At 63.7% G+C, this 22,278-nt stretch carries 22 protein-coding genes; 19 read left to right on the top strand and 3 right to left on the bottom strand.

What is annotated here, in order from left to right:
* The first annotated feature begins 35 nt into the window (after positions 1-35).
* The 7 genes from AAAV21_RS01010 to cobK are packed head-to-tail and all read left to right on the top strand — an operon-like array spanning position 36 to position 6,602.
* Positions 36-992 carry a histidine phosphatase family protein gene (locus tag AAAV21_RS01010; protein WP_349106797.1) on the top strand — a complete coding sequence of 319 codons (957 nt, stop codon included), beginning with the start codon at positions 36-38 and terminating at the stop codon, positions 990-992.
* On the top strand, positions 992-1,966 hold the full coding sequence (gene cbiB, locus AAAV21_RS01005; protein ID WP_349106795.1) for an adenosylcobinamide-phosphate synthase CbiB: 975 nt from the start codon (positions 992-994) through the stop codon (positions 1,964-1,966). The genes AAAV21_RS01010 and cbiB overlap by 1 nt, the downstream gene beginning before the upstream one ends.
* On the top strand, positions 1,963-3,186 hold the full coding sequence (locus tag AAAV21_RS01000; protein ID WP_349106793.1) for a threonine-phosphate decarboxylase: 1,224 nt from the start codon (positions 1,963-1,965) through the stop codon (positions 3,184-3,186). The genes cbiB and AAAV21_RS01000 overlap by 4 nt, the downstream gene beginning before the upstream one ends.
* The gene (locus AAAV21_RS00995; RefSeq protein ID WP_349106792.1) at positions 3,179-4,678 is read left to right on the top strand and encodes a cobyric acid synthase; all 1,500 of its coding nucleotides are present in this window, start codon (positions 3,179-3,181) and stop codon (positions 4,676-4,678) included. The genes AAAV21_RS01000 and AAAV21_RS00995 overlap by 8 nt, the downstream gene beginning before the upstream one ends.
* Positions 4,675-5,190 (top strand): cob(I)yrinic acid a,c-diamide adenosyltransferase, encoded by a 516-nt coding sequence (locus AAAV21_RS00990; RefSeq protein ID WP_349106790.1) that lies wholly within the window; start codon positions 4,675-4,677, stop codon positions 5,188-5,190. Before AAAV21_RS00995 ends, AAAV21_RS00990 begins: the two co-directional genes overlap by 4 nt.
* Positions 5,191-5,832 (top strand): precorrin-8X methylmutase, encoded by a 642-nt coding sequence (locus tag AAAV21_RS00985; protein WP_349106789.1) that lies wholly within the window; start codon positions 5,191-5,193, stop codon positions 5,830-5,832.
* Complete coding sequence (cobK, locus tag AAAV21_RS00980; RefSeq protein WP_349106788.1) at positions 5,829-6,602, top strand: precorrin-6A reductase; 774 nt, start codon at positions 5,829-5,831, stop codon at positions 6,600-6,602. Before AAAV21_RS00985 ends, cobK begins: the two co-directional genes overlap by 4 nt.
* Before the next feature lie 136 nt (positions 6,603-6,738).
* On the opposite strand, the gene AAAV21_RS00975 is transcribed toward cobK, so the two are convergent.
* The 3 genes from AAAV21_RS00975 to AAAV21_RS00965 all read right to left on the bottom strand — a co-directional run bounded on the left by AAAV21_RS00975 (position 6,739) and on the right by AAAV21_RS00965 (position 9,521).
* Positions 6,739-6,963 carry a hypothetical protein gene (locus AAAV21_RS00975; protein WP_349106787.1) on the bottom strand — a complete coding sequence of 75 codons (225 nt, stop codon included), beginning with the start codon at positions 6,961-6,963 and terminating at the stop codon, positions 6,739-6,741.
* 86 nt (positions 6,964-7,049) lie between these two features.
* Entirely contained in the window at positions 7,050-8,012 is a 963-nt protein-coding gene (locus tag AAAV21_RS00970; protein WP_349106785.1) for a diacylglycerol kinase family protein, read from the bottom strand.
* An 87-nt stretch (positions 8,013-8,099) separates the two neighbouring features.
* Complete coding sequence (locus AAAV21_RS00965) at positions 8,100-9,521, bottom strand: chloride channel protein (RefSeq protein WP_349106783.1); 1,422 nt, start codon at positions 9,519-9,521, stop codon at positions 8,100-8,102.
* Positions 9,522-9,731: 210 nt separating this feature from the next.
* On the opposite strand from AAAV21_RS00965, the gene glp reads away from it, so the two are divergent.
* The 12 genes from glp to AAAV21_RS00905 all read left to right on the top strand — a co-directional run bounded on the left by glp (position 9,732) and on the right by AAAV21_RS00905 (position 22,266).
* Positions 9,732-10,994, top strand: a complete 1,263-nt coding sequence (gene glp / locus AAAV21_RS00960) for a gephyrin-like molybdotransferase Glp (RefSeq protein ID WP_349106782.1) — start codon at positions 9,732-9,734, stop codon at positions 10,992-10,994.
* 10 nt (positions 10,995-11,004) lie between these two features.
* The gene (locus AAAV21_RS00955) at positions 11,005-11,484 is read left to right on the top strand and encodes a MogA/MoaB family molybdenum cofactor biosynthesis protein (protein WP_117584062.1); all 480 of its coding nucleotides are present in this window, start codon (positions 11,005-11,007) and stop codon (positions 11,482-11,484) included.
* Between the two features lie 204 nt (positions 11,485-11,688).
* Complete coding sequence (gene modA / locus AAAV21_RS00950) at positions 11,689-12,561, top strand: molybdate ABC transporter substrate-binding protein (protein ID WP_349106780.1); 873 nt, start codon at positions 11,689-11,691, stop codon at positions 12,559-12,561.
* A gap of 68 nt (positions 12,562-12,629) precedes the next feature.
* Positions 12,630-14,072: a molybdate ABC transporter permease subunit gene (modB, locus tag AAAV21_RS00945; protein ID WP_349106779.1), complete on the top strand. Its 1,443-nt coding sequence runs from the start codon at positions 12,630-12,632 to the stop codon at positions 14,070-14,072.
* Positions 14,073-14,075: 3 nt separating this feature from the next.
* Positions 14,076-15,146: an ATP-binding cassette domain-containing protein gene (locus AAAV21_RS00940; RefSeq protein ID WP_349106778.1), complete on the top strand. Its 1,071-nt coding sequence runs from the start codon at positions 14,076-14,078 to the stop codon at positions 15,144-15,146.
* A 431-nt stretch (positions 15,147-15,577) separates the two neighbouring features.
* On the top strand, positions 15,578-16,861 hold the full coding sequence (locus tag AAAV21_RS00935; protein ID WP_349106777.1) for a double-cubane-cluster-containing anaerobic reductase: 1,284 nt from the start codon (positions 15,578-15,580) through the stop codon (positions 16,859-16,861).
* A gap of 154 nt (positions 16,862-17,015) precedes the next feature.
* Positions 17,016-18,179, top strand: a complete 1,164-nt coding sequence (locus tag AAAV21_RS00930; protein ID WP_349106775.1) for a double-cubane-cluster-containing anaerobic reductase — start codon at positions 17,016-17,018, stop codon at positions 18,177-18,179.
* 104 nt (positions 18,180-18,283) lie between these two features.
* Positions 18,284-19,048 carry an acyl-CoA dehydratase activase gene (locus AAAV21_RS00925; protein ID WP_349106773.1) on the top strand — a complete coding sequence of 255 codons (765 nt, stop codon included), beginning with the start codon at positions 18,284-18,286 and terminating at the stop codon, positions 19,046-19,048.
* A gap of 70 nt (positions 19,049-19,118) precedes the next feature.
* A complete protein-coding gene (selD, locus tag AAAV21_RS00920; RefSeq protein ID WP_349106772.1) occupies positions 19,119-20,168 on the top strand; it encodes a selenide, water dikinase SelD in 1,050 nt (349 codons plus the stop codon).
* Positions 20,169-20,229: 61 nt separating this feature from the next.
* Positions 20,230-20,856 carry a sulfurtransferase-like selenium metabolism protein YedF gene (gene yedF / locus AAAV21_RS00915; protein WP_349106769.1) on the top strand — a complete coding sequence of 209 codons (627 nt, stop codon included), beginning with the start codon at positions 20,230-20,232 and terminating at the stop codon, positions 20,854-20,856.
* 19 nt (positions 20,857-20,875) lie between these two features.
* Positions 20,876-21,127 carry a DUF3343 domain-containing protein gene (locus AAAV21_RS00910; protein ID WP_349106766.1) on the top strand — a complete coding sequence of 84 codons (252 nt, stop codon included), beginning with the start codon at positions 20,876-20,878 and terminating at the stop codon, positions 21,125-21,127.
* On the top strand, positions 21,124-22,266 hold the full coding sequence (locus AAAV21_RS00905; RefSeq protein ID WP_349106763.1) for an aminotransferase class V-fold PLP-dependent enzyme: 1,143 nt from the start codon (positions 21,124-21,126) through the stop codon (positions 22,264-22,266). Before AAAV21_RS00910 ends, AAAV21_RS00905 begins: the two co-directional genes overlap by 4 nt.
* The last annotated feature ends 12 nt before the right edge of the window (positions 22,267-22,278 follow it).

The following is a 22,278-nucleotide window of genomic DNA, read 5'->3' as shown; positions in this document are numbered from 1 at the left end:
TGGTAGGTGGCGCGCATTCGGGGAAGAGGGCCTTCGTGCGCGAAAAGCTCGGGTTCGCGGCGGATGATTTCGTCGACGCGGCGCAGCTTGTGGAGGGCGGCGTGCCCGCGGCTTTTGCCGGCCGCGTCGCATACCGTGCTGAGGAACTCGTACGCGCGCTCGACGCTGACCGGGCGCTCGAGCGGCTGATCGGCTTCGACGCAGTGATTCTGCCCTTGGTCGGCTCGGGGGTCGTCCCCATGCGTGCGGAAGACGCCCAATGGCGCGAGCGCGCGGGGCGCCTGGGATGCGCGCTCGCTGCGCGCGCCGACGTCGTCGTGCGCATGACGTGCGGGATTCCCCAGGTCATCAAAGGAAACCTTGCCGATGCGCCTCGAGGGACGCAGGGCGCGGGCGCGCCTTTGGAAGTCGTCTTCGTGCGCCATGGTGCCACGGCGGGCACGGAAGACCATCGCTACAGCGGGGCGGGCACCGACGAGCCCCTGTCGAGCGCGGGCGAGCGCGCTTTGCGCGACCTCGCGTGCGATCGTGACGCGTTTCGTGTTATCACGAGCGGCATGGCCCGCACCGACCAGACGGCGCGCATCCTCTTCCCGAACGCGGAGCTTATGGCGTGCCCCGGTCTGCGCGAGATGGATTTCGGCGACTTCGAGGGGCGAAGCGCCGCCGAGCTTAAAGAGGATGCGCGCTACCGCGCCTGGGTAGACTCCTGGTGCGAGACGCGCTGCCCGCATGGCGAGGGCAAGAGCGATTTCACCCGCCGCGTCGTCGCGGCGTTTCGGGAGGCGTGCAAATCGGAGCGCGCCCAGGGGAGGGGGCGCGCCGTCTTCGTCGTTCACGCGGGTACCGTGAAAGCGCTGCTCTCCGAGCTTGCTGTCCCGAAAATGGGATACTTCGACGTGCATACCGAGCCGGGCGGCGCATGGGCCGCCACCTGGGATGGGCGCTGCCTTCGCGACGTTCGCCCCGCTTCGGGGGGCGATGCCCGGTGATGACGATTCTTGCCGTCGCCGCCGGGTTCGCGGCCGACCTTGCCTTCGGCGACCCGCGCTGGCTTCCCCATCCCGTCGTCGCCATGGGGCGCGCAATCACGTGGGCCGAAGGCCGCCTGCGGGGCGCATTCCCGCAAACGTCCGCGGGCACGCGCGCCGCAGGGCTTGTGCTCGCCGTGGCGCTTCCGCTTGCGTGTGGGCTTTTGACCTGGGGAATCCTGCATGTTTGCGGCATGGTTCACTCCGGCTTGCGCTTCGTGGCCGAGGCATGGGCGAGCTATCAGATTCTCGCGGCATGCGAGCTGCGCCGCCAGAGCCTGGCCGTGGCCCGCGCGTTCTCGAAGGGCGGCCTTGTCGCGGCGCGCGAAGCCGTCGGGCTCATCGTGGGACGCGACACGTCTGTTCTCGACGAGCGGGGCGTCGCGCGCGCCGCCGTGGAAACGGTGGCGGAGAACGCGAGCGACGGCGTCATCGCGCCGCTTTTCTACCTTATGATCGGGGGTGCGCCCTTGGGCATGGCGTACAAGGCGGTGAACACGCTCGACAGTATGGTGGGCTACAAAAACGAGCGCTACATCGACTTCGGCTGCGCCTCGGCGCGCCTCGACGATGCGGTGAACTGGATTCCCTCGCGCTTATCGGCCCTGCTCATGATCGCCGTGTGCCCGATCGTCGGGCTCGACGCGCGCGGGGCGGCGCGCATCTGGCGCCGCGACAGGCGTCGCCATGCGAGCCCGAACGCGGCGCAGACCGAGTCGGCGTGCGCGGGCGCGCTCGGGCTGCGCCTGGCAGGACCCGCGGTGTATTTCGGCAAGCTCGTTGAGAAACCGACGATAGGCGACGCGTCCCGCGAAATCGAGTGGGGCGACATCGCCCGGGCGACAAGGCTCATGCTCGCCGCATCCGTATGCGCGCTCGTCGTCTTCGGCGCCGCGCGCGCGGCAGTCGTGCTCGCCGTGGGGGCGATGGCATGAGGGAAGACCACGCCGCGCCCCGGGCTGTCGGGGGAACCCTGCGTGCCCGTACGCATGGGGGCAGCGCGCAATCGCTCGGCATCGCTTGCGAAGGGGACGCCTCCGACCTCATTGACTTCTCGGTGAACGTGAATCCGGCAGGCCCCTCGTCGCGCGCCGTCGCCGCAGCTTGCAAGGCGCTTTCTCGAATCGACGCCTACCCCGATAGGGAAAGCCTCGCCCTCGTTCGCGCCCTGGCGCGTGCCCAGGGCATTCCCGAAGATACTATCGTCTGCGGCGCGGGCGCGTCCGACATCATCTGGCGGCTCGCCGCGGCGGTGCGCCCGAAACGCATCGTCGTGTGCGCGCCGACGTTCTCTGAATATGCTGAGGCGGCATCGTACTACGGCGCATGCGTGCAGGAGTTCCCGCTCTCTGAAGCGGACGACTTCGACGTGCCCGCCTCCTTCGCCCGCGCGATCGAGGGGCCGGGAGACGTGGCGTACCTCTGCAATCCGAACAACCCGACGGGGCGCCTCGTCGACCCCAGCGTGATCGATGCCGCGGCTTGCCGCTGCGAGCAGGTGGGCGCGCTGCTCGTCGTGGACGAGTGCTTCCTCGGATTTGCGCCCGACGCCCGCGAAAGGAGCGTGGCCGCACGCGCCGCGTGTTCGCGCCATGTGGCCGTGCTCTCCGCGTTCACCAAGCTCTACGGAATGGCGGGGTTGCGGTTGGGATATCTGATCAGCGGAAACGCCCAACTCATCGAGGGGATTCGCCGGGCGGGGCAGGCGTGGCCCGTCTCCTCGGTCGCCGAGGCCGCGGGCATCGCCGCCCTGGAAGACCTCGAATACGTCTCGCGCACGCGCGATGTATTGGCGGGCGAGCGAGCGTGGCTTTCCCACGAGCTCTCCTCGCTCGGGCTTTCCGTCGTGCCGTCGGATGCGAACTTCCTTTTAGTCCGCACGCCGGCGAAAGACATCCCCGAGCGCCTTTATAATCAGGGGGTTTTGGTCCGCACGTGCGACTCGTTTTCGGTGCTGTCCCGTTTCTGGTGCCGCGTCGCGGTGCGCACGCGCAAGGAGAATGCCCGGCTTGCGATGGCGTTCAGCCGCGTGCTTCGGGCGGAAGGCGCATCGGGCGAAGGCGAACCCGACGAACGGGGTGGCGCTTCTTGCAGCGGCGCTATGGCGGGCGCGGATGGCCGAGGCTCGGCGAAGGAGGTCGATACCCGTGGGTAGGGCGAAGCCCATCATGATCCAGGGCACCATGTCGAACGCGGGGAAGAGCCTGCTTGCGGCGGGGCTTTGCCGCGTGCTTTCGCAGGACGGCCTGCGCGTGACTCCCTTCAAGAGCCAGAACATGGCACTCAACAGCGGTGTCACGGCCGACGGGCTCGAGATGGGGCGCGCCCAGATCATGCAGGCCGAGGCGTGCGGCATCGCGCCCGACGTGCGCATGAACCCCATCCTGCTCAAGCCTGAAAGCGGTCACCGAAGCCAGCTCATCGTGGCCGGCAAGGCGCAGGGAGCCTTCGCTGCGAGGGACTACTTCGCGCGAAAGAAGGCGCTCATGCCGCAGATTTTGGAGGCGTTCGATTCGCTCGCGGAGGAAAACGACGTCATCGTCATCGAGGGCGCCGGCAGCCCCGCCGAAATCAACCTTGCCGAAAACGACATCGTCAACATGGGGCTCGCGCGCGCCGTGTCCTCCCCCGTGCTGCTCGCGGGCGACATCGACCCAGGCGGGGTGTTTGCCCAGCTCTACGGTACGGTCGCGCTCCTTGCGCCCGAGGACCGTGCGCTTTTGCGGGGACTTGTGGTGAACAAGTTCCGCGGCGATGTGGAAATCCTGCGCCCGGGTTTGGCCCCGCTCGAGAAGATGTGCGGGGTTCCCGTCGTGGGGGTCGTGCCGTATCTTACGCTCGACCTGGACGACGAGGACTCGCTCGCGCCGCGCCTATCTGCCCGCGAGGCGCGCGGCGTCATCGACGTCGCCGTCGTGCGTCTTCCGCATCTGTCGAACTTCACCGACTTCGACCCGCTTTCGCGCGTGTCCGGCGTGGGCGTGCGCTACGTTTCCTCGACGACCGATCTGGGCCGACCCGACCTGGTGGTGCTTCCCGGCTCGAAGACTACGCTCGACGACGCGCGCTGGCTTGCGGCTAGCGGCATCGGAGCCTGTGTACGCGCGCTTTCGGGCGCGGGCACGCCGGTGCTCGGCATATGCGGAGGCTACCAGCTTTTGGGAGACGAGCTTTCCGACCCGTACGGCAGGGAAGGCGCTGGCACCGCGCGCGGGCTCGGGCTCATCCCCGCAAGTACGGTGTTCAAGGAGGAAAAGCGCCTCGCCCAGTCGGAGCTGCGCATCACGGGCGCCCAAGGCGCGTTCTCGGTGTGGAACGGTATGACGGCGCGTGGGTACGAGATTCACGACGGCGAAACGACCGTCTCCTGCGCCCCTGCGGGCACGATTGGCGGCAAACCAGAAGGCGCGGCCTGCGGAAACGTGTTCGGAACCTATCTCCACGGCCTGTTCGACGAACCGGGGGTGGCGCTCGCCCTCGCGCGCTCGCTCGCGCGCATGCGCGGCCTGCCCGAGAACGTCGTGGGTGCTGCGGGCGCGGCGTCCGCGGCCGATCACCGTGCTCGCGAGTTCGACCGCCTGGCCGACGTCGTGCGCGGGGCGCTCGACATGGAGCATGTCTACCGCATTATCGAGGAGGGCGTATGATCCACGTGTATCATGGCGACGGCAAAGGCAAGACCACGGCGGCGATGGGCCTCGCCCTTCGCATGCTCGCTGCAGGCCGCCGCGTCGTCGTCGTGCAGTTCCTGAAAGACGGCGAAAGCGGGGAGGTGCGCCTGCTCGCCGAGCATTTCGGCGTGCCCGTGTTCGCGGGGAAGGCGTCGGACAAGTTTACCTGGTCGATGACGTCGGAAGAACTTGCCGCGACGTGCGAGCTGCACGATGGGAACCTCGCTTCCGCGCTCGCCGAGTTCGAGGGCGCGCAAGAGGGATTGCTCGTGCTCGACGAGGTGCTCGACGCGCTTTCGAAGGGGCTTGTCGACGAGGCGCTCGTGGACCGCGCGCTCGATATGTCCGCGCGCGGCGTCGAAGTAGCGCTCACCGGGCGCGCGCCTTCCTGCAAGATCGTGGAGAAGGCCGACTACATAACCGAGATGCGGTGCGAGAAACATCCCTACGAGCAGGGGATATGTGCAAGGGAAGGAGTGGAGTACTAGATGGATTCCAAGGAGATGGCGCCCGGCGACATCGAGCGGCGCAGCTTCGAGATCATCACCGAAGAGCTCGGCGGCCGCACGTTCCCGCCGCTCGAAGAGCCCGTCGTGAAGCGCGTCATCCACACCACTGCCGACTTCTCGTACGCCGATTCCCTCGTGTTCACCCATGACGCCGCGCACTGTGCGCTCGACGCACTGCGCGCAGGGGCCACGGTGCTCACCGACACGAACATGGCGCTCGCAGGCATAAGCAAGCCCGCGCTCGAGAAGCTCGGCTGCAAGGCCGTGTGCTACATGTCCGACCCTGATGTCGCCGCAACGGCGCGCGCCGCGGGCACGACTCGCGCCGTTGCGAGCATGGACAAAGCTTGCGGCCTCGAGGGTCCGCTCACCGTGGCCGTCGGCAACGCTCCCACAGCACTTCTGCGCCTCGCCGAGCTCATGGACGCGGGGAAGATCGCGCCCGCGCTCGTCGTTGGGGTGCCGGTCGGGTTTGTGAACGTGGTCGAGGCGAAAGAGGAGTTACTCGCGCGACGCGTGCCGGCCATCGTCGCGAGGGGTCGCAAGGGCGGCTCGACCGTGGCGGCCGCCATTATGAACGCGCTGCTCTACCAGATCACGCGCCCAGGCGGCCCGAAGTGACGGCGCCCGCATCCGCGCCGGCGCTGCGCATCTTCGCCGGCACCACCGAGGGCCGCCTTCTGTGCGAATGGGCGAGCGGGGCGGGCATCCCCGCCCGCGCCTATGCGGCAACCGAGTACGGAGGCGAGCTTTTGGGCGAGCTTCCGGGCATCGAGGTGCATGCGGGCAGGCTCGACGAGGCTGACATGGAGCGCGAGCTTTCCGGCGCGCGCATCGTCGTCGACGCCACGCACCCCTTCGCTACGCTCGCAAGCGGCAACATCCGGGCCGCTTCGCTCGTCGTGGGTGCACGATGCCTGCGCCTTGCGCGCCCGGTCGAGGCGCTGCCCAAAGGCGTCGTGTCGGTCGCGTCGATCGCCTGCGCGGCGCGCTTTCTCTCCGAGAACCCGGGTCGCGCGCTTCTCACGACGGGGAGCAAGGAGCTTGCTCCCTACACGCGCGTCGCCGATTTCGCGGAGCGCTTCTTCGTGCGTGTGCTCCCGCTGCCCGGTGCTATAACGAAGTGCATCGACGCGGGGTTTTCGCCGTCGCACGTCATCGGCATGCAGGGGCCCTTCACCCGCGAGCTCAACGAGGCGATGCTTCGGCAGGTGGGCGCCCAGTGGCTTGTGACCAAGGACTCGGGAACCGTAGGCGGCACGGCCGAGAAGATCGCCTCCGCGCGCGACGTGGGAGCGCGCTGCATCGTGGTCGCCCGTCCCGCCGAGGGAGGTGGGGCCCTTTCGCTTCGGGAAGTGGAAGACGCGCTCTTACGGGAGTTCGCGTGCTAGGCGCTCGCCGCGCCTGCGCGCCCTCTCGCCCGCGTGGGGGTGTTCCTGTAGTTCTGTCAAGAAGGATTGCCCTTTCGATAGGCGTTTTCGGCAATGCTGACGCAGGCCCTGCCGGGCCTGCGATCTCCGCCGGCCGTTAGACTGCGTACGGAACCTTGTCCCCCATGATCGCGTATATCACCTCGAGCCGCTTCCTCGCCACGATTCTACAGCCCCCGCCGGTGTAGCTGCGCGGGAGGTGCTCCGTCGCCCACTTCTTGGCCGCGCTCACCGTGACCCCCGCGAACTCCGCGGCGGCGGTGGGCCCCATGCCGTCCTCCGTCGCCAGGAGGAAGAGCTCGACCTTCTCCCTGCTGTACATGCGAACCTCCAGTTCGGACCGCCCCGCGGTCCAACTATCTGTCCGCACCCCCAAACAATCCCTATTTCACCGCAACTTAAGGGTGGCTAGCGGGTGGGGTGCCAGACGTGGAGGGCGCCGGCGAGGATGTCGACCTCGATGCGCGAGGCGACGATGGGCTCGCCGTCGGCCTGGATGGGGTAGTCGGGCTCCTCAAAGGTAAGCACGACATGGCGACAGCGGCGCATGCGAACCGGTGGCAGCTTGGTGTGGTGGCCGTCTTTGGCCGAAAGGAACATGGGCAGGGCAACCGCGCGCGGGACGGGGCCGCAGGCGTAGCAGACGTCGAGTATGCCGTCGCAGGGGTCGGCATCGGGGCAGATGTGATAGCCCGAGCCATAGGTGGGGCCCAGCTGAATTGCCATGATGATCGCCCTCACGCGCTCGGCGGGCGCGCCGTCAAAGCTGACTGTCATGGGGTAGTTGCGATAGCGCAGGCCAAACCGCTCAAGTCCCGATAGGGTGTAGAGCGGAGCGCCCGTCAAGCCGGTCTTTTTGCGCAGCTCGGTGGTGCCAAGGCCGATGGCGGCATCGATGCCGACCGAAAGCGTCTGGTCGTAGTACTCAACGGTAGCCTCGCCGCTGCCGCTCGCTGGGCTCCACGAGCGAATGCGCCCGATGTCCTGACGCTGCAGCTCGCAGGTGAGCAGCGCGCCAAAATCCTTGCCGGAGAAATCGTCGATGCCAAGCGTTTGGGCAAAATCGTTGCCGGAGCCCACGGGCAGGACGGCAAGAGCGGGGCGGACGTCCTCCTTTTGCGTCATAAGCCCGTTGACGACCTCGTGAATCACGCCGTCGCCGCCGAGTGCGATAACGGTGCGATAGCCCTGAGCCTGTGCGGCCAGCTCCTTGGCGTGCCCCGTGCGTTCGGTCAGCACCAGGTCAAACTGGGATGAGCGTGCGGTCATGTCCAAAAAGCGCTGCAGGCGCTCAGCGACCTCGCGCGCCGCACGCGACTGGGCGGCGGGGTTGGCGATGATGAGCGTGCGACCAAAATCAGTTGCTTGCATGAGGCGACTCCCGGCGTGTGGCATGACAGTGCGGTCGCGCTCAGGTCGAATTGCCCCTGATTGTGGCTGCACTGCGAATACTTGCGTCTACTCTATCAGGTCGTTGTGGCGCTCGATAGCATCCGCTACCGTACCGCCCTCATCAACGATAAGTGAACGGCGCTTGGGTGAGATGATGCGCTGCGCGGGATATACGCCGCGGTGGCCGCCGACGAGATAGCTGATAAAGGCCACGATGACAAAGAACCCGGCGGCCGTGCCGTGGAACAGGTCGATGGCCATCATGCAGGTGGTGATGGGCACGTTGAGGCCGGCGCAGAACACGCCGAGCATGCCGAGAGCCGCCAGAAAACTGGGGTCAAGTCCGGTAAGGCACCCGATCCAGCCACCGAGTGCCGCACCGATGCCAAACAGGGGCGTGACCTCGCCGCCTTGGAAGCCCGCACCCAGGGTAAGCGCTGTGACGACCAACTTGATGGCTGCGTCCGCCAGGCTGGTGTTGCCGGCAAATCCTGCGCCGGAAAGCCACGTGGAAAGGCCGGCGTAGTCCCAGGCGTCGAGGAGGGCATAGGCGGCCAAAACCACGAGTGCGCCTATGAGTGCGCGGACGAGGTAATTGGCGATAAAGCGACCGTACAAGCTTTTGACGGTTCGAACCGACCAGGCAAAGAGGCGTGCCGTCAGGCCGAAGATAATGGCGCTGATAACAACGATGACAACCGTCCGTGGTGTCATGTTGGGAACGCTGGCGATGACATTCGCCTCGTACTTGGTTCCCAAGGCAAGCGACGTAAAGTAGCCGGTAAACGAGGCGACCAGGCAGTAGATGCCCGCGGTGTAGTCGATCTTGCCGATAAAGCACATCTCCATGCCAAAGAAAGCTCCAGCAAGGGGCGAACCGAATACGGCGCCAAAGGCCGACGAGATGCCGGCGAGCATGAGGTCGTGGTGGTCATGCTTTTTGAGGTGGGCGAGGCTCGAGATGTTGCTGGCGATGGTGCCGCCAATCTGCACCGCGGCTCCCTCGCGACCGGCCGATCCGCCCGTTAGGTGCGTGAGCGTAGAGCAGACGAAGGTGAGGACGGCCATGCGCATATGGATGAGGCGTGTGCCCAGAGCGGAGTCGATGACCAGGTTGTTACCGCGTTTGGCGGCAAGACCGTGGTTTTTGTACACCCATGCGGTGGCAACGCCCACAACGGGAAGCAGCGCGTAAATCCACGCATGGTGCTCGCGATAGTCGGTCGCGATATTCAACGAGGCCAAAAACGCCCAAGCGGCAGCGCCCATGGCGAGCGAGACGATGACGACGAGTACGAGCAACTTGGCGCTCGCGAGTAGGTTGCGGGCGTTGCGGCGCGTGCCGGCAGCCAAGAGATGCTCGGAGCGGGTAAGTTGATGCCTGCCTGCCGTGATGACGTCATTAAGGGAGAAAAATCCGCCGTCGTCGAGCGGCTGGGAATGATCCTGCGCTTCGTTTGCGCTTTCGGGTTTGTCGTTATGTGCCATACGTTCCTCTTTTAGGTTGCAACGCAAGCATTATAAAACGCGGTAAACGCGACGAGCCGGTGGGTTGGTTTCCATTCTGTTTCGCGGCCTGCAACCGACAGGTGTATTTGCGGGTACAGGCCGAGTCGCGGTCGTGCGTCGGGGGATTATACTGAGACAAGCATAAAGAATCGGCGCCCCTGTTGTGCGCCGTGGCATTAAGAGGTGCATATGGCAGAGAAACTCATACCGCTGGAGGATGCGCAATCGATTGTTTTGTCGCACGTTGCTCCGACGGATCTCATCGAGATTCCCGTGTGGCAGGCAGCTGGTTTTCCCTTGGCCGAGGACGCGGTGGCCGATACCGACATCTCGCCGTTTGCCAACAGCGCTATGGACGGATATGCCGTGCGCTCGGCGGACTTGGCGCAGACATCTGGCGAGGCGCCAGTGACGCTCGACGTTATCGGACATGAGGCCGCGGGCCATGTGTTTGAGGGCATAATTGGCGCGGGCGAGACGGTCCGCATCATGACGGGAGCGCCGGTGCCCGAAGGTGCCGATGCCGTGGTGAAGTACGAGATCGTCGACGTACTCGATGGCGACGGCAACGAGGGCTCGCACGTTCGCTTCTCGGCGCCTGCCAAGGTAGGGGAGAACGTTCGCTCTGCCGCCGAGGAGGCACATGCCGGCGATGTCGTGATGCGCACCGGCGAGGTTGTGGCTCCGGCGGGCGCCGGCTTGCTGGCGAGCGCCGGGTATGCGAGCGTGAAGGTGCATGCCGCGCCGCGTGTGGGCATTATCTCGCTGGGGACGGAACTGGTCGCACCGAGGAACGTGCCGGCGCGCGGGCAGATTCGCGACTCCAATTCGTCGGCGTTGATGGCCGAAGCGCTCGATGCAGGAGCCGAGCCCGTGTTCTACGGCATTGCGCCCGATGATGAGCAGGCGATTGCCGAGCTGGTGCATCGTGCCGTGCAGGAGTGCGATTTTGTCATTACGAGCGGTGGCGCCTCGGCAGGCGACTACGACTACGTGACGGCGCTCGTCCGGCGCGAGGGTGAGGTGCTGTTCGATCGCATCTCGATGCGTCCGGGCAAGGCCATCACGTTTGGCTTGCTTGGGGGTAAGCCCTACCTGGGACTTTCAGGCAATCCGGCCGCGGCGTATGTAGGCTTTGAGATGCTTGCGCGTCCGGCGATCCGCAAGATGCGCGGCTTTGCCGAGGGCGTGCGTCCCGTGCAGCAGGCGACGCTCACGCACGGCGTGAAAAAGCGACAGCATCGCCGCTTCTTCGATCGCGCCACGGTTTTGCGCGACCCCGAGACCGGTGAGCTGTTGGTGACCGAGGCCAAGACGCAGAATTCGGCGCTGCTCGGCACGATGCAGCGGGCTAACTGCCTGTTGCGTGTTGACGAAGGGCCGTGCGACCTCAAGGTGGGCGATGTCGTGGACGTTGTTCGCGTCGACCTGCCCGAGGGCGCCGTGTTGTAGGAGGAATGCTATGGAGCTGAAGATATCGATCGTGACGTGCTCGGATACGCGCGATCTTGCCCAGGACGAGGCTGGAGCCGCACTCGAGGAACTTATCGAGGCGCAGGGCTGGACGGTCGCCTCGCATGTGGTCGTGCGCGACGACGTCAGCGAGATCGGTGATGCCATTGTGGAAGCCGCCGATGAGTGCCACGCCAATGTCGTGCTCACCTGCGGCGGCACGGGGCTTTCGATGCGCGATGTGACGCCCGAGGCGACGCGTGCCGTCTGCGAGCGCGATGTGCCGGGTATTGCAGAGGCAATCCGTGCGTACTCCATGACCAAGACGCGCCGCGCTATGCTCTCGCGCGCTATTTGCATGCAACGAGGTCATACACTTGTCGTAAACTTTCCCGGTTCTACGAAGGCCGCCCGCGAAAGCTGGGAGGCCATAGCGGACCAGCTGGAGCATGCGGCTCAGATGACAGCGGGCGGCGGACATACCAACTAAGCGGTTTACCTGCGGCGGAGCGACCTGAACGGCTGCTCCGCCTTTTATTTGCGCCCAAGGGGACGGCATTCTGTAGGCATGCTTGAAACTATATTTTCAGACGAGAATAATTTCTCATAATCATTATTCGCACCGAAGTATAATTTAATTACAGAATAAAGCCTGCGGTGGGGTACCCGGGCACAAGGTCCGAAAGGGTTGAACATGTTCGATATGGTTTCTCGCCGCGGATTCGTCTCACTCTCCGCTGTCGCCGCTGCCGGCCTTGGCCTTGCCGGCTGCTCCGGCAACAAGGAGCCTGAGTCGACCGGTTCCGATGCCGGTTCCGCCAAGATTTCGTCCAAGAAGGCTGTCGAGCTGCAGGTCTTTGCTGCCAACTCGCTCGAGAAGGCTTTGCCCGAGGTTCAGAAGCTCTACACCGAGCAGACCGGTACCACCTTTGCCGACACGCAGTTTAAGGCGTCCGGCGACCTTGTCGAGCAGATGCGCGCCGGCGCCACGGTCGACGTGCTCATCACAGCCTCCAAGGGCACCATGGACGACGCCGAGGCCGCCGAGCTCGTCGACGCCGACACGCGTGAGGATATGTTCGTCAACGATCTTGTGGTCATTCGCGCCGAGGGCTCCGACACCAAGGTCGAGGCCATCGCCGACGTCGCGAGCCTGGACGGCAAGATCGCCATCGGCGACGCCAAGACCGTTCCTGCCGGCAAGTACGCCAACCAGGCACTGGCCTCCGCGGGCCTCTACACCGGTGCCGAGGGTGACGATGGCGAGTACGCACCCGAGATCGCCGACAAGGTCGCACTGGCCGACAAAGTTGGTACCGCCGCCGCCTATGTGTCTACGGGCGACTGCGTGGCCGGTTTTGTCTACAGCTCCGATATCTTCCGCTATGACGGCATCGAGGAGGCCTTCGTGTGCCCCGAGGATTCGCACAAGCCCATCGTGTACCCGGGCGCCGTTGCCGAGAGCTCCGAGCACGCCGACGAGGCCAAGGCATTTATCGACTTCTGTCTGACCAACAAGAAGGCTCAGAAGATTTGGGCTAAGTACGGCTTTGAGCTTTCCGAGTAGTGCGGCTTGGCGCGATAATTCCATCGTTTTGTGTCTCACTCCGTCCTTGTATTCGCTTGGAGCTTTTCGTGCTTAATAGATTCCGCATGCTTGTCGCCTGTGCTTTGACCCTCGCGCTTTGCTGGGTGCCGGGACTTGCGTTTGCTGGGGACGCTGAGGACGGGGCCCAGGTTGCTGCGACCGCTCATGGGCTTTCCTATGGGATCGAGGGTTTTGAGCGGTTGGCCAAGGGGACCGCTCGTGCCATGGAGGGCCAGCCTGAGGGCTACCGGTTTCCCGTTGACGAGGACGTGGACCTTGTAGTGGCGCCCGCTGCCGACCGCGTTGTGGTGTGGATATCGCCCAAGGCAGTCGAGAAGTATGGTTTGGATCCGCAGGACAACGAGTGCGTATCGGGTCTCAAGGCTCTCGTCTGTGAGCTCGACAGCGCAAACTGCATGGGAGGTGCGCAGCTGGGGGACGTGGATCTTCCTTGGTATGTCACGGCGGAAACAACGTTTGATGCCGGCGGGTATACCTATGGCTTTGATGTGCGTGGTGCGGATGGGGACCGCTATGTGGTGATTGCGTCAGCCTCGGGTGATGCCAAGGGCGGCGCGCGTTGGCTTGATAGCGCTCAAATGGTAGAAGCATCGTCTGTCGTGTTGCGGGATGAGCAGGGGCCCTTGGCCTCTCTGGCCTCCTTTTTGGGCGACATCGACTATCGCCCGTTTTGGGTGTCCATTAAGACGAGCGGCCTTGCCCTGCTGATCTCCTTTGCGCTGGGCCTGTTCGCCGCGTGGAAGACTATGGGTACCTCGAGTCGCATCAAGGGCCTGCTCGATTCGGTCTTTACGATTCCTATGGTGCTGCCGCCCACGGTCTGCGGCTTTCTGCTCCTCATGTTGTTTGGCCGCTCGACCGGGGTCGGTCGGTGGCTTATCGCGCACGGCGTCTCGATCGTCTTTACGTGGCCGGCGGCGGTGATCTCTGCCGTGGTGGTGTCGTTCCCGCTGGTCTACCGTACGGCACTCGGAGCCTTCGAGAGCCTCGACACGCAGATGCTCGATGCGGCGCGAACCCTGGGATGGTCCGAGCGTCGCATCTTTACCAAGCTTATGATGCCGCTTGGCTGGCCCTCGATTGCCGCCGGCACGGTGCTCGCCTTTGCCCGCGCGATGGGCGAGTTTGGCTGCACCCTGTTCTTTGCGGGTAACTACGCCGGCATTACCCAGACCATCCCCATCGCCATCTACTTTGAGTGGATGGGCGGCAACACCTCGGTGGCCCTCTTTTGGGTCGTCGTCGTGATCGTGTTTAGTTTCCTGGTCATCCTGTTCATCAACATGTACACGGCGCATTCGCAAAAGTATCGCGAGCGGGGCCTTTCCTGTGTGGAGCGCAAGCGGATCAAAGATCTTGCCGGACAGGGCGATTCGCTCGACCCGGCGGGCGGCGATGCCTTGCGTATCGATCGCGAGGCGCTGGCCGAGCTCATGCGCGATGATGCCGCTTTGCAGGGAGGTCGATAGGCCATGTCGCTCGTTCTGGATATCAAAAAGCGCTATCCCGGCTTTACCCTCGACATTCAGCTCGATGCCGGCGAGGAGCGTGTGGCGCTGCTCGGCGCCTCCGGATGCGGCAAGAGCTGCACCTTGCGCTGTATTGCCGGCGTGGAGACGCCCGACGAGGGCAAGATCGTCGTCAACGGCGTAACCTTCTTTGACTCGGTGGCGGGCATCAATCTGTCGCCCCAGGAGCGCAAGTGCGCCCTGATGTTTCAAAACTATCAGCTGTTCCCTAATATGACGGTGGCCGATAACGTGTGCGCCGGCGTTGAGGGTGCAGGCGACGCCGCGGCGCGCAGGCAACTTGCCGAGCGCTACCTGGGTATCTTTGGACTGGCCGGTTTTGCCGACCGCTATCCCGCGCGTCTCTCGGGCGGCCAGCAGCAGCGTGTGGCGCTTGCTCGCATGGTGGCGGCACACCCGGGCATTTTTATGTTTGATGAGCCCATGAGTGCGCTCGACGCGTATCTCAAGAGCGCGCTTGAGCAGAACATGCTCGACCTGTTCGACGTCTGTAACCGTACCGTGCTCTACGTGAGCCACGATATTGACGAGGCATGCCGCCTGTGCGAGCGCATTTGCGTGATGCATAACGGACATGTGGAGGAGATCGGCTCCGTCGAGGACGTGGTCCGCCGGCCGCAAACCTTGGCTGCGCTGCGCCTGACGGGCTGCAAGAATACGAGCCGCGCGCGCAAGATCGGGCTTCAGGAAGTTGAGGCCCTGGACTGGGGCATGACCTTCAACGTGGGCCGTGAGGTTCCCGATAACGTGGCGTACCTGGGTATTCGTGCGAGCTACTTTCATGTGGACAACCGTGCCGAGCGGGGTCGCAACAGCTATGACCTGCACGTGGCCCGAGTGAGCGATTCGCGTTTTGAGCGCCTGGTGCTGCTGGACGTGCCGCGTGCCGATGCGCCGACGCGCCTGCAGTGGAAGGTCAACAAAGTGGGCATACCTGTCGACGAGCTGCCGCAAGCAGGCGAGACGCTGCGCATGCATTTTGATGCCAGCAGGATCCATTTGGTTTGTCGATAGCGCCGGGTAGTTCCGTCGGGGGATATAAGCCTCGGCGGCTTTGTTTTTGCCGTTCGCCGAATGAGGAATGACAAATTCTTATCAATCAAGATAATTATTTATTAATCGACGGCACACGACACTGTCGTACGAATGTCAACGGTGTTCGCATGGTCGATGACCGTTGATATAGTTGACCTTATCTTGTAAAGGAGGGTGCGCACATGCCGCAGACGACATACATTCGCCGCGTTGCCGCGCGTGCCCTATATATGGCTCGGAGTCGCATATGAGCAGGTATGTTCACGGCTCCGGGAGAGACGACGCACAACTAAATAATCGACCGCAAAGCAGGTTCCCTAAAATTCCGGGTTTGAGCACGGCCGGGCAATCGCCGTCCGTCGTGCATCGATACCGTTGTTATCCGTTTTTGGTTCGAGAGGGGAACCGTCATGGCTGAAGAATTTGATTTCCATCCGATGTGGGAGAGCCTCGGCATGAATCTTGCCGACCACGATATGCTGCTGGGTGCCGTGGGCCAGATGTACGGGGACATGTTCCTGTCACAGAACAACCGCCCTAAGTCAACGTCCTACCTGGACTTTGTAGCCACCAACATCCATAGCGGCCGTATTAAGGAGATGCTCGACAAGAAGGAGGCCGGCGAGGCCACCAAAATCGTGGGCTCGTTCTGCGTGTACGTGCCCGAGGAGATCGTGCTTGCCTGTGACGGCATTCCCGTTGGTCTGTGCTCGGGTGCCGATTGGGCAACGGACAAGGTCGAGGAGCACTTACCGCGCAACACTTGTCCGCTTATCAAGAGCTTTGCCGGCTTTAAGCTGGGTGAGGTCTGCCCCTACATCGAGTCGAGTGACTTGGTGGTAGGCGAGAACACCTGCGATGGCAAGAAGAAGGCCTACGAGTTTTTTGCCACGCAAAAGAACATGTACGTCATGGATATTCCCAACGTGCACGACGAGTCGACGCTCGTGACCTGGAAGGCCGAGGTTAAAAAGCTCGCCGCCAAGATTGAGGAAGAGTGCGGCGTCACGATTACGCCTGAGCGTCTGAAGGCCGCCATCCACGCCGTCAATGAGAAGCGTCGCGCCCTGCAGCGCCTCGCTGCCACGCGCGCTGCCGACCCAGCGCCCATTAGCGGTCTCGACAGCCTGCTGACCGTTCAGGCCGCCTTTATGGACGACACGCCGCGTCTGACCGGAGCCATCAACGATATGGCGGCTGAGTGCGAGCAGCGTGTCGAGGTCGGCGAGGGCGTGGCGCCCAAGGGGACCAAGCGCATCCTGTACACCGGTACGCCCATGGCCGTGCCCAACTGGAAGCTGTTCAACCTCATCGAGAAGGCCGGCGGCGTTGTGGTAGGAGAGGAGTCCTGCACGGGTTCGCGCTATTACAAGGACCTGGTGGACGAGGGCGGCGAGACGGTCGACGAGATGCTCGACGCCATCGCCGAGCGCTACTTTAAGATCAACTGCGCTGTCTTTACGCCCAACGACCAGCGTATGAAGGACATTGTCCAGATGGCCAAGGACCTGCATGCCGACGGTATCGTCGATGTGGCCCTGCAGTTCTGCACGCTCTACGAGATGGAGTCGTTTGCCGTGGAGAAGGCCGCCGAGGAAGCCGGCATTCCGTTTATGCACATCACGACCGACTACGCCGGCGAGGACGCAGGCCAATTGCAAACCAGGATCGAGGCTTTCTTGGAAACCATTTAGGACTATCCGTCCCGGTGGCTTCCCAGGCACCCGATCTTGCCGTTCAAACCGTCGCTTGCGTACCAGAAGTACGCGGCGTTCCTCTTTCACGGCAACCTTGGGCACCTGGGAAAGCCGTTTCCTTGGTTGGTTAAAAGGTTTGTTAAGGAGTTATATGTCGGAATATATTGAACAGCCGTTGCCGCGCACGTTTGAGGAGTTCAACGAGCAACGCAAGGCGGCGTTTATTCGCGTCAAGGATTATAAGCAGGCGGGTAATCGCCTGGTCGGCTTTTTGTGCAGCTATACGCCGCTCGAGATTATCGATGCCGCGGGGGCTGCGAGCGTGGCTCTGTGCGGCACGTCCGACGAGGTGATTCCCGAGGCCGAGAAGGTGCTGCCGGCAAATCTGTGTCCGCTCATCAAATCGACGTACGGCTTTGCCTACTCGCAAAAGTGTCCGTTTACGTACTTTAGCGATATGATCATCGGCGAGACCACCTGCGACGGCAAGAAGAAGATGTACGAACTGCTGGGGGAGCTCAAGCGCACGCACATTCTGCATCTTCCGCAGGGTCGCGATCGTGCCCACGAGCGTGAAGGCTGGTACGAGGAGTGCCGCCTGCTCAAGGAGGAGCTCGAGGACTTCTACGGCATCACGATTACCGACGATGACCTGCGCGCTGCCGTCCGTCGTCGCAACCGCTTGCGTGCGGCCCAGCTCGAGATGTTTGCGCTGCAGGCCAACCAGCCGGCGGCCATGAGCGGCGTCGACCTGATGAGCACCATGTTTGCCGGTATGTTCAGCTTTGATATCGAGGCCTATACGCAGCAGCTGGAGCAAAAGGTTGCCAAGCTGCGTGAGGTCTACGACGCGGGCGAGCGCCCGGTTGCGGCGGACGCCAAGCGCATTCTGATCACCGGATGCCCGGTGGGCGGTGTGATCAACAAGATCGGTCGTACCATCGAGTCTAACGGCGGTGTGGTCGCGTGCATGGACGATTGCTCGGGCGAGCGCACGGCGGCCATGATGATCGACCCGGACGCGTCCGACATCCTTCGCGCCATCGCCGACCGCTATCTGGATATCAACTGCTCGGTCATGACGCCCAACGACGGTCGTATGGAGAACACGCTGGCCATGTGCGAGAAATATCACGTCGATGGCGTAGTGGAGAGCGTGCTGCAGGCCTGCCACACCTTTAACGTGGAGAGTGCGCGCATGCAGGAGGCTGTCGAGGGTGCGGGTATTCCGTACATGAAGATCGAGACCGACTACAGCAACGGTGACATGGGCCAGATCGAGACGCGCATCGCCGCCTTTATCGAAACCTTGTAGGTGACGGTATGTGACAAAGGGACTGTCCCTTTGTTACATGTGAGGGAGGATGCCAAGGCGCCTGAACGCGCCGCTACCTTTGATGTTTAGATTGGGAGAGAGCCATGATAGGGATCGGGATCGATATCGGGTCTACGGCGGCTAAGGCTGCTGTGGTCGACGGGGAGGGTTCGGTGGCATGGACGTGCGTGCAGCCAACCGGGTTCTCCTCGGTCGATGCGGCCGAGCGTCTGCGCGAGGCACTGGCAGCGGCGGGTTATGACGTGGCTGCCGACGACGTGCGCGTGATCGCGACCGGCTACGGCCGCGTTGCGGTGCCCTATGCGCACAAGGTCGTTACCGAGATTACCTGCCACGGCACCGGTGCCGTGCGCCTGTTTGGCGACCACGGCACCGTGATTGACGTGGGCGGTCAGGACACCAAGGTCATCCAACTTAAGGGTGGCCGCGTGGCCAAGTTTGCCATGAACGACAAGTGTGCCGCCGGCACGGGGCGCTTTCTGGAGATCATGGCCGACCGCTTGGGCATTACCCAGCAGCAGATGGCAGACCTCGCCCGCACCGGCGAGCCCACCAAGATCAGCAGCATGTGCACCGTGTTTGCCGAAAGCGAGGTTATCAGCCTGATCGGTCGCGGTGAGCCGCGCGAGAACATTGCGCGTGGCGTGATCGACAGCGTGGTCTCGCGCGTGGCGACCATGGCCGGGCAGGCCGCGGGCGCCCCGTACTACCTGACCGGTGGCCTGTGCGAGAACGCCTTCGTAGTGGAGCGGTTGGGCGAGCTACTGGGGTCGCCGGTGACCACCTCGCCCCAGGCTCGCTTTGCCGGAGCGATCGGCGCGGCTGTCCGCGCACAGGCGCTCAATTAATGCATCCGCCTTGGGCTCGCATTCATGCGTATACTGAGAGAAAATGATTGACTGATGAGAGGAGGTATCGATGCCTGACGATCAGATTAAGCTCACGTCTATGACTGCCGCGAGCGGTTGAGCCGCTAAGTTGGCTCCTGGAGCCCTCGCCCAGGTCCTGGGCGATTTACCCAATGTGCATAACGACAACCTGCTCGTGGGGTTCGATACCTCCGACGATGCGAGCGTCTTCCGCGTAGGGGAGAACCTGGGGCTCGTGCAGTCCATCGACTTCTTCCCGCCGATGGTCGACGACCCGTTCCTGTTTGGCCAGATCGCCGCGGCCAACTCGCTGTCGGACATCTACGCCATGGGCGGGCGGCCGAGCCATGCCATGAACTTGCTCTGCATACCCAGTTGTCTGGGCGTTGAGGTTGCCGGCAAGATTTTGGCAGGCGGTGCCGATAAGTGCGTCGAGGCCGGTTGCTCTATCGCGGGCGGCCATACCATCAACGACGACGAGCCCAAGTACGGCCTTTCCGTGAGCGGCTTTGTCTCGCTCGACCGCATGCTCGCCAACAGCGGCGCGCGCGTGGGCGATGTCCTGCTGCTGACCAAGGCGATCGGCTCGGGCATCATCACCACGGCCATTAAGGGCGAGCTCATCGAGCAGGACGAGGCTAGCCCGATGTTTGACTCGATGCGCACCCTCAACGAGGCGCCGATTCGTCTGGCCGAGGGACTTGAGCTTCACGGCTGCACCGATGTCACGGGCTTTGGCCTGATCGGGCATGCGTGCGAGATGGCCGAGGGTTCGGGCGTGCAGATTGAGCTTGCGTCGGGGGCGGTGCCGCTCTTTGACCAGGTGCTCGATATGGCGCGTCTGGGCATTATCCCCGCGGGCTCCTACCGCAATCAGGACTTCTTTGGCCCGCGTGTGGCTGCCGACGAGGACCTGGAGTCGGGCATGTTGGATGCGCTGTACGATCCGCAGACCTCGGGCGGTTTGCTCATCGCGGCACCCGTGGCGGATGTGGATGAGCTTGCGCGTCGTTTACATGCCGAGGGGCGCGTTGCCGCCGTTGTCGGGCGCGTGTGCGAGCCGGTGCTGGGCGGTCCCGCCGTCCGCGTTGTTCGCTAGCCCGCACGTTTATGTAACTGTTTACCGTTCTCTAGAACGGTTCTTTCGAAAGGATTTTGCTATGTCTACCAAAATTGAAGTCAATGCCATGGGTGATGCCTGCCCGCTGCCCGTCGTCAAGACGCTTAAGGCACTCAAGCAGCTCGATGGCGAGGGTGCCGTCGTGACCGCGGTCGATAACGAGACCGCCGTCAAGAACATCTCCAAGATGGCGCAGGAGAAGGGCTGCACGGCCTCGGTCGAGAAGATCTCGGACGCCGAGTGGCACGTGACCGTGGCGACCTCTGGCGCCGTTGCCGTGGCCGATCCCGAGCAGGATGGCGCTGCCTTCTGCGACGCCAGCGCCGGCAAGGGCAAGCTCGTCATTTCCGTCTACACAGATTGCATGGGCCGCGGCGACGACGAGCTGGGCCACAAGCTCATGAAGGCCTTCATCTTTGCCGTGACGCAGCAGGAGGAGCTGCCCGCGACCATGCTGTTCTACAACGGCGGTGCCAAGCTCACCGTCGAGGGCTCGCCGGTGCTCGATGACCTGAAGGGCCTGGCCGAGCAGGGCGTCGAGATTCTTACCTGCGGTACCTGCCTCGACCACTATGGCATTAAAGACCAGCTTGCGGTGGGCGAGGTCACCAACATGTACGTGATCGTCGAAAAGATGGAGCAGGCCGGTCGCGTCGTGCGTCCGTAGCGTATTGGTTGGAGTTGCCATGAGGGAGAAGCGCCCGGCGCTTGTCATCACGTTTCCCACCACGGCGGCCGCCATGGGTTGTGAGTCCCTGTGCGTCGAGCGCGGTCTTCCCGGGCGAACGATTCCCGTGCCCGGAGAGGTCGCTGCCGGCTGCGGCTTGGCGTGGAAGGCGCTGCCTTCGGATGAGGGCCTGCTGCGCGCCGAGCTTGTCGCAGCAGGTGTTCCCACCGAGGGCTTTACCGTGATTGATATGTGGGAGGTCGTGCGATGATCTATCTGGATAACGCGGCGACGACCATGCACAAGCCGCAGGCGGTCATCGATGCCGTGACGCAGGCGATGTGCTCGCTCGGCAATGCTGGGCGCGGCGCCACGTTGGGTGCCCTCGATGCCGCTCGTACGATTCACGCTTGCCGTGCCAAGCTCGCGCGCCTTTTGGGTTGCCCGAGGGCGGACCATGTGTGCTTTACGCCCAACTCCACGGCGGCGCTCAACACCGCCATCAACGGGGTGGTGCGTCCCGGTGACCGCGTGGTCACGACGGTTCTTGAGCACAATTCGGTGCTGCGTCCGCTCAATCGCTTGGCGACGGAGCAGGGTGTGACGGTTGAGCATGCGGGCTGCGACGCGAGCGGCGCGCTCGACTACGACGAGCTCGAGCGGTTGGTCACGCCTGGTACGCGTGCCGTGGTGGTGACGCACGCCTCCAATGTGACCGGCAACGCGGTCGACGTTTCGCGTGTGGCTGCCATCGCCCATGCGGCAGGTGCGCTTGTGATCGTTGATGCCTCGCAGTCTGCCGGCACAGCGCATATCGATATGCGCGCCATGGGGCTCGACGTCGTGTGCTTTACTGGACATAAGGGGCTTATGGGCCCGCAGGGCACCGGTGGCCTGGCCGTGGCGGAGGACGTCGACGTGGCGCCCTGGGCCATGGGCGGCACGGGTGTGCACAGCTTCGATGCCTTACAGCCCATGGAGTGGCCCACGCGGCTCGAGGCGGGCACGCTCAACGGTCACGGCATAGCGGGCCTTTCCGCAGGCCTTGATTTTATCGAGGCACAGGGTGGAGTTGAAGCGATTGCGACTCACGAACGCGCCCTGGCCGATCGCTTTCTCGCCGGTGTTCGTGAGATTCCGGAAATCAAACTCTACGGTGCCTTCGACCAGCCAGCACGCTCGGCGATCGTCTCACTCAACGTGGGTGATATCGACTCTGCCGAGATCTCGGACGCGCTCATGCAGGGGTGGGGGATTGCGACGCGCCCCGGTGCCCATTGCGCCCCACTCATGCACCGCGCGCTGGGAACCGAGCGCCAGGGCGTGGTTCGCTTCTCGTTTGGTTACTTCAACACGGCCGAGGATGTCGACACCGCGATTGACGCTTTGCGCGATTTAAGCAGCGATTAGACCAACCATTTG

The sequence above is a fragment of the Collinsella sp. CLA-AA-H302 genome, from assembly GCF_040093305.1.
Classification (GTDB): Bacteria; Actinomycetota; Coriobacteriia; order Coriobacteriales; family Coriobacteriaceae; genus Collinsella.
The sequence above is the reverse complement of the archived record's forward strand: the minus strand, read 5'-3'. Positions and strand labels throughout refer to the sequence as shown.